A 13,914-nucleotide genomic window follows, 5' to 3' on the forward strand; every position below is an offset into this window, starting at 1 on the left:
CGGCGTGCGGCGGCCGGCTCACGACCCCTGGACCGTGATCTCCTGGACGCCGAGCTTGTAGCCGCCGTCGTTCGACGGCAGCTCGGTGATCCAGAACAGCAGGTAGCGGTACTTCTCGTCGGCGTTGAAGCCGTTGAAGGTCATCTTGGTGCCATCGTGCTCCTCGAACGGCTGGCCGATCGCCGTCTTCTTGTAGTCCGCGAAGAGCTGGGCGTCGCCGGAGGACGACGACGGTCGGTCGGTGGCACCGGCGTACAGCTGGGCGGACGCGCCCCGGGCGGAGAGGATGACCTGCACGGACTTGACCGTGTGTTCGCCGCCGAGGTCGACCCAGACCCCCATGCCCTGCTTGAGGTTGCCGAAGTTGGCCCGCCCTTTGTAGGTCTGGGTCTCCCAGCCCTCGTCCACATCCCCGTCGAACACCTTGTCGGCGTTCCTGACCTCGGTCCGGTCGCCCTGCGGGTCGATGATCCGGGCAGCACTGATCTTCAGGGGCCCGGCTGTGACGGCGGCCGGGGTGGCCTCGTCGGTGGGTGCGCTCGACGACGGCGCGGCGACCGGGTTGGTCTGCGGGCTGTCGTCGCCGCCCAGGGTGCTGATGCCGATCAGCAAACCGACCAGGGCGACCGCCAGCAGGCCGGCGATGCCGATCGCGACCTTGCGTCCACCGGCGGCGGCCAGCGGTGACGGCTCCTCGCCGGTGTCGGCCGTGAAGCGCAACGGGCCGCCGTTGTCGAGGAACTGCTCGTCGGCTGACACGTCCAGCCGGGCCAGTTCGGCCGCGAGCACGTCCGACGAGGGCGGCTCGATCTCGGCGTCGAGCAGGTCCATGGTGAGGTCGTCGAGGTATGCCGGCACGCCCGCCCGGACCTGCCGGGGTGCGGCGAGCGCGCCGCTTGCGTCGCGTACGGCGTCGGGGATGGCTGCCCGGCCGTGCCCGGCGGTGGCGCCGCGCAGCGGGGCCTCGGCGTGCGGCCAGTGCCCGGTCAGGGCGAAGTAGAGGATCCCGCCGACCGCGCGGACGTCGCTCTGCTGGCTGTCGGCGCCGTCGGTACGCGCGTCGGCCAGCACGACCCGGCCGTCGTCGCTGATCATCACCGTGCCGGGGTGGACGTTGCCGTGCACCATCTCGGTGGCGTGCACCGCGGCGAGAGCGCTGGCCACCGCGTTGCCGATGGTGGTGGCGCGGGCCGGGTCCAACGGGCCGGCGGCGGTCAGCTCGCGCAGCGACTGCCCGTCGACCCACTCCCGCACCACGTACGCCCGCTCGGCCTCGTCGATCGCGTCGTAGACGCCGACCAGGTTGGGGTGGATAACGCGGCTGGCGGCGACGGCGCCCTGAAGCATCTCGGTGGCAGAGCCGCCACCCGGGTAGCGCAGCACGACCGCGACGGGACGGCGCAGGATGACGTCGACTCCGCGCCAGACCAGCCGACCCGCGCTGTCGTTGTTGATGTGCTCGACCAGCTCGTAACGCTCGGCGAGGATCTCACCGGCCGTGGGAGCACCGAAGGTCATGACCTGAGGAGCGCTCTCCTCCGCCTCCTGACCTTCGCCGACCTGGGTCACCCGTCCTCCCTCGGTGATCGTGTCGATCGATGGACCCGCACTGCTGGGCATGTGGCTTCCCGCTCTGCCTTCGAAGGAACCGGCCAGCCGGTGTCGACGCGGAGCGCCGGCGCCTGCCGTACCCGTCGAGAGCGACCTTACCCGGGTTGGCCGTCTCCCCGACATGTCATCTTCGCGCCGCTCCCGGGCCGAGCTGCCGGCAGGCGGCCGGCTTGTCCGGTTGCGCCCGTTGTCAGCCACGTTGCTGGCACATGTACTGGCCAATCTAGAGGTTGACCGCAAGCGCCCCACCGGGAGGGGCCAGCCGGTACGGCGATCGTGCCGACGTCGCCCGGGTTCCCTCCGACCGGCCCGTCATGCTCAGCCGTACGGCTGGTTATCCACAGGCCGATCTGGTGGCTGAGCGGTCAATCACGGAGTTATCCACAGGCGCATCCCCAGGCTGGTGATCCTCGTTCACAGAGAGTGCAGTCCGCCCGAAGGGTGCCCGCCGCCCGGAGAACGCGTCTCGGTCAGCGACCCAGCCGCCGACGGATCATGCCCACGACCTCGGTGATCTCGCCGATCCGCAGGACCATGGCCAGCCCGAGGTAGGTCCCGCCGATCACCGCGCCGCCGACCACGAGTTGGACGATCGCCTCCAGCCGGGTCGGCGTGTCGTCGCCCGGCAGCAGCTTGACCACGATCAGGCCGACCACCGCCGCGCCGAGCGCCGCGACCGCGACCCGGGCCAGGGTCCGCAGGATCCCGCCGAGGCCGATCCGGCCGATCCGTGGGCGGAGCAGCCAGGCGGAGGCTATCGCAGCGGCCAGGTACGAGACGGCGTTTCCGATCATCATTCCGGCGGCGGCGAAGTGGGCGGCGAAGGCTGCGAAGAGGACGATCTGCACGCCGATCCGTAGCGCCACCACCGGGATGTTGATCAGCGCTGGGGTGCGGGTGTCAGGAAGCGCGTAGAAGGCGAAGTTGAAGAGCTGGCTGACCGCGAACGGAACCAGCGCGAGCGCGGCGACCAGCAGCACCACCGAGGTGTCGGCCGCGTTGTCGTCGCTGAACGCGCCATAGCGGAACAGCATCACCGACAGCGGCGTGGCCAGCACGGCGTAGCAGACGGCGATCGGGGCCAGCACGGCAGAAACCGTCCGGGTGCCCCGGGACAGGTCGGCGGCGACGTCGGCGTACCGGCCGTCCGCGGCAGCGGCGCTCATCCGAGGCATCAGTGCGGTGATGATCGAGACGGCGATGATGCCGTGCGCCATCATCAACAGCAGGAAGACGTTGTTGTAGATCAGCGCGCCAGCGTCCCCGTCGCCTGCCCTGTTCAGCAGGTTGAACAGCACGATCAGTCCGACCTGGCTGACCGCGACGTAGCAGAACATCCAGGCGCCGAGCCGGCCCAGTTCACTCAGGCCCAGGGCGCGGAAATCGAAGCGGAGCCTCCAGCGGAAGCCGACCTTGCGCAGCGCCGGCAGCAGGCCGATGACCTGGATGGCCACGCCGAGCAGCGTGCCGCCGCTGATCAGGATGATCCGCCCGGCGGTCATCTGCTCCGGCCGGATGATCTCCGCGCCGAAGATCGCGATGTAGAGGCCGGCGGTGGCGATCACCACCAGGTTGTTCAGGATCGGCGCCCACATCGGGGCGGCGAAGTGACCCCGGGTGTTCAGCACCGCGCTGATCAGCGCGCTGAGGCCGGCGAAGAAGATCATCGGCAGCATCAGGTACGACAGGTAGGTGACCAGTTCCCGGTAATCGTCGCCCCGGGTGTCGCTGGTGTAGAGCGCGGTCAGCAGCGGCGCGGCGGCCACCGCGAGCAGCGCGGCCCCGGCCAGTGTGACCACCGCCAGAGTGAGCAGCCGCTGGGCGTACGCCTGGCCGCCGTCGGCATCGGCCTTGCGCCGGCGCACCAGCACCGGGATCAGGACACTGGTGAGGATGCCGCCGAGCAGGAACTCGTAGACCATTCCCGGCAGGATCTGCGCGGTGGTGTAGGCGTCACCGACCAGCGCGCCGCCCAGCGCCGCGGTCAGCACCAGGGTGCGCAGGAAACCCGTACCGCGGCTGACCAGGCTGCCGATCGCCATCACCGCGCTGTTGGTCGCGGCGCTGGCCTCGCCCACCTGCTCCTGCGGTGGCGCGACCGACTCCATCGCCGGCTGGTTGAGCGGCTCGGCGGAGATGAACGTGGCGTCGTCCGACGGCCGGCCGGACGCGGCGCCGCCCTGGGCGGCGTTCGCGCTGCGGTAGAGACCGCCGCTCATCTTGTCGCCTCCAAGGCAGGGGTACGTCGGAGCCGGGCCCGGGCCCGCACGTCACAGACGATAGTCAACGGCCACCCGTTACCCGCGCCCGGCGGACCACATCCCTGCCGGGACCGATAGTCTGGCGCTCCCATGTCCGAAGCCTCCGCTCCCCACGCCGCCGACCGCCGCGAACTCACCGCCGCACAGCGCAACGCCGTCGCCGAACTGCTCCGGGTCTCCCCGGTCGCCGACGAGTTGGGCCGCCGGTTCGCGCGGGCCGGCCACGAGCTGCACCTGGTGGGCGGTTCGGTACGCGACGCCCTGCTCGGCCGACTCGGTGACGATCTCGACTTCTGCACCGACGCGCACCCCGACGAGACCCTGGGCATCGTGCGCGGCTGGGCCGAGTCGATCTGGGAGACCGGCCGGGAGTTCGGCACCATCGGGTGCCAGCGTGACGGGCTGCGGCTGGAGATCACCACCTACCGCGCCGAGTCCTACGACCAGGTCAGCCGCAACCCGGTGGTCGAGTACGGCACCGACCTCGCCGAGGACCTGAGGCGGCGCGACTTCACCATCAACGCGATGGCGGTCAGCCTGCCCGAGCACCGGTTCACCGACCCGCACGGCGGGCTGGACGACCTGGCCGCCAAGGTGATCCGCACCCCGGGCACCCCGGCGGAGTCCTTCGGCGACGACCCGCTGCGGATGCTGCGCGCGGCCCGGTTCGCCGCCCAACTGCGCTTCGCGGTGCACCCCGACGCGTACGCGGCGATGACCCGGATGGCCGCCGACCTGGACCGGATCACCGCCGAGCGGATCCGCGACGAGTTCACCAAGCTGCTCTGCGGCGCGGACCCGATCACCGGGCTGCGGCTGCTGGTCGACACGGGGCTCGCCGAGCACTTCCTGCCGGAGCTGACCGGGCTGAAGCTGGAGATCGACGAGCACGCCCAGCACAAGGACGTCTACGAGCACACCCTCACCGTGGTGAGCAACGCCGTCTCGTACGAGACCGAGGGCCCGGACTTCATCCTGCGGATGGCCGCGCTGATGCACGACGTCGGAAAGCCGGCGACGAAGGCGGTGGGCCCGGACGCCCGGGTCAGCTTCCACCACCACGAGGTGGTCGGTGCCCGGCTCACCAAGGCCCGGATGAAGGCGCTGCGCTACCCGAAGGAGATCATCGCCAAGGTCACCACGCTGGTGGCGCTGCACCTGCGCTTCTACGGCTACGGGCGGGGCGAGTGGACCGACTCGGCGGTGCGCCGCTACGTCGCGGACGCCGGCGACCTGCTGCCGCGCCTGCACAAGCTGACCCGGTCGGACTGCACCACCCGCAACCGGCGCAAGGCGGCCCAGCTCGCCGCCGACTACGACGCGCTGGAGGAGCGGATCGCCCGGATCTCCGCCGAGGAGGACCTGGCCCGGGTCCGGCCCGACCTGGACGGCAACGCGATCATGGAGCTGCTGGGCGTGCCGCCGGGGCCCGTCGTCGGGCAGGCCTGGAAGCACCTGAAGGAGCTGCGCCTGGAGCGTGGCCCGCTGGACCGCGACGAGGCCGAGGCGGAGCTGCTGCGCTGGGCCCGCGACGAGGGCATCATCGACTAGTCCGTGGCTGCGGCCCGGCGCGGGCCGGGCACGACGTACACGAACAGGGCGCCGCCCCCAGCCGGGGACGGCGCCCTGTGTGGCGTCAGTGGGTTCGACCGCTGCCGGGTCGCGTCAGCGGGCTTCGACCGCCGTGCCGTCGACCGGCGGCTTGCCGTTGCCGGCGGTCGTCGACGCGGAGCCGAGCTTCGCGAGCAGGCCCGCCAGGTCGATGCCGGTCAGGTCGCTGCCGAGTTGGAGCCCCTGGGCGACGTTGCCAGCCACCGACTTGGTCAGGGACGAGGCGCCGTCGGTGGAGATGACGGTCAGCTTGTCGATCGCACCGATCGGGGCGCTGGCCGCCTCGACCACCTGCGGCAGCATCTTGACCAGCAGGTCCAGCACCGCGGCCTCGCCGTACGCCGCGAACGCCTCGGCCTTGCGGGCCATCGCGTCGGCCTCGGCCTGCCCCTTGGCCAGGATGGCCGCGGCCTCGGCCGTGCCCTCCCGCTCGACCGCCTCGGCGATGGCGGAGCGGCGGCGCTGTTCGGCCTCGCCCTCCTTGGCGCCCTCGATCGCGTTGGCCTCGGCCAGGGCGGCCCGGCGGGCCCGCTCGCCCTCACCGGTGAGCCGGGCCTGCTCGGCGGAGGCCTGGGCGGCGGCGATGACGGCCTGACGCTGCGCGTCGGCGTTCAACACAGCCGCGTTGCGGGAGGCCTCGGCCTCCTGTTCCACCTTGTAGCGGGCGGCGTCGGCCGGCTTGCGTACCTCGGTGTCGAGTTGCCGCTGCTTGAGCTCCGCGTTGCGCTCGGCGACCTTCTGCTGCTCGGAGAGGATCGCCTGGTCCCGTTCGGCCTGGGCCAGCGGTCCGGCGGCGGCGGCCTTCGCCTTGGCCGCGTCGATCTCCGCCTGGATGGCAGCCTGCTTCAGCGACAGGTTCCGGTTGGCCACGGCGATCGCCTCCTCGGCGAGCAGCCGTTCCTGCTCGGCCTGCTGCCGGGCACGCGCCTCGGCGATGGCCGCGTCCTTGAGTACCCGGGCCGCCTCCGGCCGACCCAGGTCCTGCAGGTAGGAGCCCTCGGCCAGGATGTCCTGGAGCTGGAAGGTGTCCAGCACGAGGCCCTGGTTGGTCATCGAGTGCTCGGCCTCCTCGGCGACCGCGCTGGCGAACGCCGCCCGGTCCCGGATGACCTCCTCGACGGTGAGCCGGCCGACGATCGAGCGCAGCGCGCCGGCCAGCACCTCCCGGGTGAAGTCCTCGATCTCGTCCTGCTGGTGCAGGAAGCGCTGCGCGGCGGCGCGGATGGCGTCCTCGGTGCCGCCGACCTTGACGATCGCGACGCCGTGCAGGTCGGCGCGGATGCCCTGCTTGCTGACCGCGCCCTTGATACCGACGTCGATCCGCCGGCTGGACAGGTCGAGGGACTGGAGCTTCTGCACCACGGGCAGGACGAAGACGGACGCGCCGAGCACGACCTTCTGCCCGGAGTTGTCGGTCGACCGGCCGCCGTCGGCGGTCTGCGTGGTGCGGCCCTTGCGGCCGGTGACGATGAAGGCCTCGTTCGGCCCGGCGACCTTGATCCGGGAGAGCACGAAGAGCACGAGCACGAGGACGAGGAGGAACGCGCCGCCGATGGCGATGAGAAGGGGCATGTGACCGTCCTGTTTCTTCTTGAGGGGGTTCAGTAGGTCTCGACGTACACGCTGGTCTCGCTGAGCGCCTCGACCACGAAGATCTGGGCGCCGACCGGGATCGGTCGGTCGGCGCGAGCGTTGAGCTTGACCGGCTGGCCGGCCACCCGGACCCGGACCTCGCCGTAGCCGTCGGCGGGCACCGGGGTGACCACCAGGCCGAGTGCGCCGACCAGGTGGTGGCGGGTGGGGGTGGGATCGGTGCGCATGTCACGGGCCGCCCGGCTCAGCCGGGCCGCGGCCCAGGCGGTGGGCACGGCCGCGACGACGCCGCCGGCCAGGGCCAGCGCGATCATGCCGGGGGTACGCCCACCGAGCAGTTCGTTGACGATCGCGGCGCCGAAACCGAGGGCCCCGGTGAACCCGGCGACCGCCTCCACCGACACCGGACCGTCGAAGTCCGGGTTGCCGAAATGGAGCAGCTCGGCACCGAGCAGGGCGAGCGCCAGCACCGCGACGCCCGTGCCGCCGATGATGAGGAAGATCAGGGTCCCCGTGGCCACGGCCTGCACGATATCGGTGCCTCGCAACGCGGACCGGGGCGCCGGCCGCTCAGCGGGGCGCGACCGCCAGGGTCAGATTGACACCCAGCGAAGCGGGGAGGGCCTGCCGCGCCAGTTCCCGTCCGTCGAGGTCGACCAGCACCATCTCGGCCGTCCCTCCGACGCGGTGCAGCAGCCGGTCGTCGGCCACCCACACCGCGTTCTCGGCGGGAGCCGGGCCGATCACCCGCCCGGTCGCCACCTCGGCCAGCTGCGGTCCGTCCTGGCCCTTGATCACCACGAGCCGTCCGTCCGGTGACCACGACCAGGGGCCGGCGGGGTCGCCCGGGACGGGCACGAACCGGCTCGGTCGGCCGTCCGCGACGGAGAAGAACTGCACGCCCCGGCGCGGGTGCGGCCGTCCCTCCGACCGGGGTGAGTCGGGATCGGTCTGCTGGAGCGCGACCTCCCGGCCGTCTCGGCCCCAGGTGAAGAAGCAATAGTCGGTGCAGAAGTACCGGTCGGTGTCCACCGGGAAGGTGCGGTAGGCGCCGGTGGCCGCGTCGAGCACGCCGAGGGAGAACCCGCCGCTCTCCTTGTCCGACACGGTCAGCGCCAGCTGCCGTCCGTCCGGCGACCAGTGCGGGGTCATGATGTGGGTGCCGGTGCGGATCCAGCGGACCATCCCGTCGCGCAGGCCGAGCAGGCCGATCTGGCCGGCGCGTTCGTAGTCGACCACGGCGGCGACGCCGCCTCGGGGCGCGGCCCACACCTCCTCGTACCGGCGGTCGGCGGCGACGTACCGGCCGCGGTCGCGGTCCAGGGCGTACCCCTGCTCGGCGGGGGTGCCGGTGGAGCTGGCGCCGGTGAGCACCCAGCCGCCGGGCAGCGTCACGGTCGCCTGCGTCCAGTCGCCGGCCGGGGCGGGTGCGACGGGCACCGTGGGCGGGGCGGCCGACGCCGACGCCGCCGGGGCGTCGACCGGCGCCCAGGTGGCTGTGTCCTGGGCTGCGTCGGGTCGCAGCCAGACGTACGGCCCGACGAGGGCGACCAGCGCCGCGAGGGCGCCGCCGGCCGCAGCCGTGCGACGTCGGCGACGCAGCCGTCGGCCCTGCCGCAGGGCCCGGCCGGCGAGGTCGGGCGCCGTCCGGGCCTCGGCCGCCATCTCCCGTACGGCGGAACGCAGCACGTCCTCCCCGGAGCCGCTCATCGGACCTCCTCAGTGACGCTGTCGTCGAGGGCGGGCACCAGTTGCCGCAGTCTGGCCAGTGCTTTCGACGTCTGGCTGGCGACCGTGCCGGCCCGACAGCCGAGCAGCGCGGCGGTCTGTTCGACGCTGAGGTCCTCCAGGTAGCGCAGGGTCAGCACGGCCCGCTGCCGGGGCGGCAGCGACAGCAGCGCGTCGCGCAGCAGCATCCGCAGGTCGGCGTCCTGCCCGCTGTCCCGGCTGACGACCCGCTCGGGCAGCACCGCGACCGGCACCTCCGGCCGCCGGGACCGGCGCCGCCATCCCGACACCTGGTCGTGGTAGAGGATCCGTCGTACGTACGGCTCGGCGTCGCCGCGGATCCGGGACCACCGGGCGTACGCCTTGGCCAGCGCATTCTGCAACAGGTCCTCGGCGCTGTGCTGGTCGCCGGCCAGGACGTACGCGATGCGTAGCAGGATGTCCCCCCGTTCGTTGACGAACGCGGTGAACTCCCCGTCGGTCCCTTCAGTCACGGGCACCTCCGGTAGTTCTGACGCCGGCCGGCGTCCGAACTTTGCCACCGTCCGCAATCTGGCTGTTGACGAGATTTCGGCGGGCCCGGGGCGGGCGACCCGGACCGCCCGGCGGCTCGGACGGAACGACGTCGGGCCACCGGGGACAATGGGCGGATGCGTTGGACCGTGCTCGACTCACCCATCGGCGAGTTCTCCGTGGCCACCGACGGAGCCCATGTGTGCCGGGCCCACTTCGGTCGGGTCGACAAGGCCGCCGAGGAGCCGGGCGACGAGGCGGCCCGGCAGGCCGTGGCGGAGCTGAGGGCCTACTTCGCCGGCGAGCTGACCGAGTTCGCCGTGCCGCTGGCGGTGCCGGGCGGTTCCGACTTCGAACGGGGCGTCTGGCGGGAGATGACCGGCATCCCGTACGGGGAGACGCTCACCTACGGCGAGGTGGCCCGGCGGTTGGGTGACCGGGGCGCCGCCCGCGCGGTCGGGGTGGCCTGCAACCGGAACCCGATCCCGGTGCTCGTGCCGTGTCACCGGATCGTCGGCGCCGGCGGCAAGCTGGTCGGCTTCGGCGGCGGCCTGGACCGCAAGGTGAAGCTGCTGGAGCTGGAGGCCGGGATCGCCCTGCGCCGCGCCTGGTCGTGACCGATGCGCTCGCGGGGGTCGTAGCGTCGGCGGTTCAGCCCGCGACGAGGAACGCGATGCCCAGGCCGATCAGGGTCAGCACCGCGATCCCGCCACCCGCGATCGCCCCGATCAGCCCGATCTTGGTGTTCCGGTCCATGGCCCGCCGCCAGCCGGACGGGACCAGCACCGAGTCCACCAGCGCGGTCAGCTCGCGGGAGTCGAACCGGTAGCCGCGCGCCAGGCTGCCGTCGTCGTGGAGGCCTGCGACCACACCGCGCTGGAGGCTCAGTTGGGTGCCCTTGAAGACGTCCTTGCGGAACGAGGCACCGACCACCTGCCCGTCGAAGCCGAACCGGTAGCTCATCCGCCGGCTCTCCTGATGCCGGGTGTAGATCCGTTTCGCGTCGTCGAAGCGCAGCACGACGGCGTGGTCGATGGTGAGCCCACTGCGGTGGAACAGGGTGGTCCAGCGCAGGTCGGCCACGTTCAGCCCGATCCGCGCGCCGCCGGGGAGGGGCGTCACCGCGTACGGGGTGTCGCGGGTCCGTTCCACGAGCCGGGCGACGATCTGCGAAGAGTCCACGGTCTGCTCCCGAAGGATGAGGGGCGGTGAGCTGCTCCGTGCGCACCCCGGCCGGATCAGCTGGGGGCGGGGAGGCAGCCGCCGTCGGCGATGCGGGTGCCGATCTCCACCACGACGTCGCCCGCCCGGACGTTGCCGAAGACACACGCCTGGCCGGTCCAGCCCGCGAAGACCAGTCCGTCGACGGGGCCGAGGTCGAGCCGGCCCGGCGGCCGCACGTTGACGCCGGTCAGCCCGGTCGCCACGATCGCCCGCCGGACGGCCTCCTGCCCGGGGTCGTCCTGACCGCCGGCGGTCAGGAGGTTGAGGCTCCTCCGGACTTCCGCAGCGCAGGATCGGGCACCGCTGGCCGCCTCCGGGCTGAGCGTGCCGCGCTGCCGGAAGCCGTCGTTGGCCGCCTGCTGGCGGCGGAACTCCTCCGCGCGACGCTGCTCGTCGGTCAGCGGTCCGGGGGGAGGCGATGTGGTGGCCGGAGCGCCGGCACCGGGCCGGCTGGCCTCCCCGGGGCGCGCGGTTGGCGTACCCGCGCTGACGCAGTCGGCCTCGGCCGGTGCGGAGGTGGCCGGGAGGGCCGATGCCGTGCTGCCTGCCGGTGTGGTCGGACCGGTGCCCGGCGCCGCGCAGCCGGCGAGGACCGGAAGGAACACCACCGTGCCGGCGACCGCCCCGATCACCCGTCGTGCCGCGCCGCCGAGGCCGGGGCGGGGAAGGGACGTCACGGCGACCAGCCTAACGGCACATCTCCGACCGCTCGACCCCGTGTGACCTCGGGTGGTTGGTGCGCCTACAACGGTGAAGGGCCGGACGCGGCGAGGGCCGGGCCCGCACGGGCCCGGCCCTCGATGGTGCTGGTGGTCGGCGCGTCAGCTCTTGATGTCGCCGGCGATGAACGCCTCGACGGCGGCGTGCGCGTCGTGGTCGGCGTACTGCACCGGGGGGGACTTCATGAAGTAAGACGAGGCCGACATGATCGGGCCGCCGATCTTCCGGTCCAGCGCGATCTTCGCGGCGCGGACGGCGTCGATGATGACACCGGCCGAGTTCGGCGAGTCCCACACCTCGAGCTTGAGCTCGGCGTTCAACGGGGTGTCGCCGAAGGAACGACCCTCCAGGCGGATGTACGCCCACTTGCGGTCGTCGAGCCACGGCACGTGGTCCGACGGGCCGATGTGCACGTCGCTCTTGCTCATCTCGTGCGGGATCTGGGACGTCACCGACTGGGTCTTCGAGATCTTCTTCGAGACCAGCCGCTTGCGCTCCAGCATGTTCATGAAGTCCATGTTGCCGCCGAAGTTGAGCTGGTACGTGCGCAGCAGCTCGACGCCGCGGTCCTCGAACAGCTTCGCCAGCGCGCGGTGCACGATGGTGGCGCCGACCTGGCTCTTGATGTCGTCACCGACGATCGGCAGGCCAGCGTCCTCGAACTTCTTGGCCCACTCCGGGTCGGAGGCGATGAAGACCGGCAGGGCGTTGACGAACGCGCAGCCGGCGTCGATCGCCGCCGCGGCGTAGAACTTGGCGGCCTCCTCGGAGCCGACCGGCAGGTAGCAGACGACGACGTCGACCTGCGCGTCGCGCAGCGCCTGCGCCACGTCGACCGCCGTGGCGTCGGACTCCTCGACGATCTCGCGGTAGTACTGGCCCAGACCGTCGAAGGTCGGACCGCGCTGCACGGTGACGCCGGTCGGCGGCACGTCACAGAGCTTGATGGTGTTGTTCTCGCTGGCAACGATCGCCTCGGCGAGGTCCATGCCCACCTTCTTGGCGTCCACGTCGAACGCCGAGACGAACTGCACGTCCGAGACGTGGTAGTCGCCGAAGGTGACGTGCATGAGACCCGGGACGCGGTCGTTCGGGTCGGCGTTCCGGTAGTACTCCACGCCCTGCACGAGGGACGAGGCGCAGTTACCCACACCGACGATGGCGACGCGGACGGAGCCCATAGCGTCTGCCTCCTTCTTCTTCATCACGGCCGCTCTTTCCTGGACTCTCCAGGCGGAGGCGGGCTGTTGTCTTCTCGTGGGCCGCCGGCCGTCCCGGTTGACGGGACCGCCGGGGCACGGCCGGAGCGCTCGTTGGCGATGAGCTCCTCCAGCCAGCGGACCTCGCGCTCACAGGCGTCCAGGCCGTGGCGCTGTAGTTCCAGCGTGTAGGCGTCGAGGCGCTCGGCCGCCCGGCCGAGCACATCGCGAAGCCCCTCGCGGCGTTCCTCGATCTTTCGCCGGCGACCCTCCAGGATGCGGAGTCGGGTCGCCTGGTCGGTCCGGGCGAAGAACGCGAAGTGCACGCCGAATCCCGTGTCGTCGTACGTCTCGGGCCCGGTCTGTGCGATCAGTTGGGCGAAGCGTTCCTTGCCCTCCGCGGTGATTTCGTAGACCACCCGACCTCGTCGGCTGGTCAGCGCGGGGACCTCCTCGGCGGTGGTGGGTGGGTCGGCGGCTTCGGTGATCCACCCGGCCGCCTGCAACCTGCGCAGGGTCGGGTAGAGCGAGCCGTAGCTGATCGCCGCCCTGATCGCGCCGAGCTTGGCGGTCAGCTCCTTGCGCAGCTCATAGCCGTGCATCGGAGACTCCTGCAGGAGGCCGAGGATGGCGAGCTCGAGCACGGGCCATCCTCTCTGTACCCTCTACGCGGAGCGGCAACCGCCGCGATGTATCGGACCGATACATCGCACGCTAGCGGATCGCTGTTATCACGGCAAACCACCGCTCCGGGGTTCTTTGGTCACGCATCGTCACCGTGGTCGCCTCGTCCCGCGTGACCGCGTACCCTTCTCCGCATGCGTACGCAGCGCCAGGTGGTCGACTACTCGCTCCGGAAGCGAGCGGTGCTGCGTGAGCTCCTCGCCGGCAGGGTCGGCACGTACGACGTCTGTGACGCCTCGCCCTACCTGAAGAACGCGGCCCACTTCCACGGCGAGCCCACCGACGAGCGGTGTCCGATCTGCCGGAGCGAGAACCTCACCCACGTCCACTACATTTACGGCGACGAACTCAAGCAGTCCGCCGGCCAGGCCCGGACACTGGCCGAGTTGCCGGTGCTGGCGATGACGGTGCGTGAGTTCCAGGTCTTCGTGGTGGAGGTGTGCCTCGGCTGTGACTGGAACCATCTGGTCGAGCAGTACCTGCTCGGTCGGGACGGACTGGCCGGCAGCCCGGAGGGCGGGCCGGATCAGGACGCGGTGGGTGGCGCGGCTGTTTCGGGCACCGGTGCGGGCGGCCGACGGAGGCGAGAGGCGCAACGGTGATCTTCGCTCGATCGGCCGACCCCGGCCAGCACGCGCACGCCCGGGGAGACCGACGGATCGTTGGTCTGATTAGCCCGATTGATTCGCAAGTGGCACCGGTCAACCGGCACGCACGTGCCGCTCTCGACGGGTGTCCCATCTCACGGCAACCGGTGGCGGCGCAGCAGC

Annotated in this window: 13 protein-coding genes; 3 read left to right on the forward strand and 10 right to left on the reverse strand. The window is 71.7% G+C overall.

The annotated features are described in order from the left end of the window. Positions 1-18: 18 nt before the first annotated feature. Both GA0070608_RS09800 and murJ read right to left on the reverse strand, forming a co-directional pair. Positions 19-1,620 carry a protein kinase family protein gene (locus GA0070608_RS09800; protein WP_091625466.1) on the reverse strand — a complete coding sequence of 534 codons (1,602 nt, stop codon included), beginning with the start codon at positions 1,618-1,620 and terminating at the stop codon, positions 19-21. Positions 1,621-2,081: 461 nt separating this feature from the next. Beyond that, complete coding sequence (gene murJ / locus GA0070608_RS09805) at positions 2,082-3,830, reverse strand: murein biosynthesis integral membrane protein MurJ (RefSeq protein WP_091625469.1); 1,749 nt, start codon at positions 3,828-3,830, stop codon at positions 2,082-2,084. Between the two features lie 132 nt (positions 3,831-3,962). Here murJ and GA0070608_RS09810 point away from each other — a divergent pair, with 132 nt between their 5' ends. Continuing rightward, a complete protein-coding gene (locus GA0070608_RS09810) occupies positions 3,963-5,423 on the forward strand; it encodes a CCA tRNA nucleotidyltransferase (RefSeq protein WP_091625474.1) in 1,461 nt (486 codons plus the stop codon). Between the two features lie 114 nt (positions 5,424-5,537). On the opposite strand, the gene GA0070608_RS09815 is transcribed toward GA0070608_RS09810, so the two are convergent. From GA0070608_RS09815 to GA0070608_RS09830, 4 genes are read right to left on the reverse strand one after another with little or no spacing between them, the layout of a single operon-like run. Continuing rightward, positions 5,538-7,055 carry a flotillin family protein gene (locus tag GA0070608_RS09815; protein WP_091625477.1) on the reverse strand — a complete coding sequence of 506 codons (1,518 nt, stop codon included), beginning with the start codon at positions 7,053-7,055 and terminating at the stop codon, positions 5,538-5,540. Between the two features lie 29 nt (positions 7,056-7,084). Next, positions 7,085-7,606 (reverse strand): hypothetical protein, encoded by a 522-nt coding sequence (locus GA0070608_RS09820; RefSeq protein WP_176733674.1) that lies wholly within the window; start codon positions 7,604-7,606, stop codon positions 7,085-7,087. 40 nt (positions 7,607-7,646) lie between these two features. Then, complete coding sequence (locus GA0070608_RS09825) at positions 7,647-8,786, reverse strand: TolB-like translocation protein (RefSeq protein ID WP_091625485.1); 1,140 nt, start codon at positions 8,784-8,786, stop codon at positions 7,647-7,649. Next, positions 8,783-9,298, reverse strand: a complete 516-nt coding sequence (locus GA0070608_RS09830; protein WP_091625490.1) for a SigE family RNA polymerase sigma factor — start codon at positions 9,296-9,298, stop codon at positions 8,783-8,785. The genes GA0070608_RS09825 and GA0070608_RS09830 overlap by 4 nt, the downstream gene beginning before the upstream one ends. Before the next feature lie 156 nt (positions 9,299-9,454). Between GA0070608_RS09830 and GA0070608_RS09835 the strand changes: the two genes are divergently transcribed. After that, the gene (locus tag GA0070608_RS09835) at positions 9,455-9,934 is read left to right on the forward strand and encodes a methylated-DNA--[protein]-cysteine S-methyltransferase (RefSeq protein ID WP_091625494.1); all 480 of its coding nucleotides are present in this window, start codon (positions 9,455-9,457) and stop codon (positions 9,932-9,934) included. Positions 9,935-9,968: 34 nt separating this feature from the next. On the opposite strand, the gene GA0070608_RS09840 is transcribed toward GA0070608_RS09835, so the two are convergent. The 4 genes from GA0070608_RS09840 to GA0070608_RS09855 form a co-directional block, all read right to left on the reverse strand. Beyond that, positions 9,969-10,499: a hypothetical protein gene (locus GA0070608_RS09840; protein ID WP_091625498.1), complete on the reverse strand. Its 531-nt coding sequence runs from the start codon at positions 10,497-10,499 to the stop codon at positions 9,969-9,971. Between the two features lie 56 nt (positions 10,500-10,555). Further along, a complete protein-coding gene (locus tag GA0070608_RS09845; protein ID WP_141719433.1) occupies positions 10,556-11,218 on the reverse strand; it encodes a hypothetical protein in 663 nt (220 codons plus the stop codon). 144 nt (positions 11,219-11,362) lie between these two features. After that, a complete protein-coding gene (locus GA0070608_RS09850) occupies positions 11,363-12,442 on the reverse strand; it encodes an inositol-3-phosphate synthase (protein ID WP_091625507.1) in 1,080 nt (359 codons plus the stop codon). A 23-nt stretch (positions 12,443-12,465) separates the two neighbouring features. Further along, positions 12,466-13,104 carry a PadR family transcriptional regulator gene (locus GA0070608_RS09855; RefSeq protein WP_091625510.1) on the reverse strand — a complete coding sequence of 213 codons (639 nt, stop codon included), beginning with the start codon at positions 13,102-13,104 and terminating at the stop codon, positions 12,466-12,468. 174 nt (positions 13,105-13,278) lie between these two features. Between GA0070608_RS09855 and GA0070608_RS09860 the strand changes: the two genes are divergently transcribed. Continuing rightward, positions 13,279-13,746, forward strand: coding sequence for a DUF5318 domain-containing protein (locus tag GA0070608_RS09860; protein ID WP_091625514.1), 468 nt, complete (start codon positions 13,279-13,281; stop codon positions 13,744-13,746). The last annotated feature ends 168 nt before the right edge of the window (positions 13,747-13,914 follow it).

Origin of the sequence: Micromonospora peucetia, assembly GCF_900091625.1 — a bacterium.
Classification (GTDB): Bacteria; Actinomycetota; Actinomycetes; order Mycobacteriales; family Micromonosporaceae; genus Micromonospora; species Micromonospora peucetia.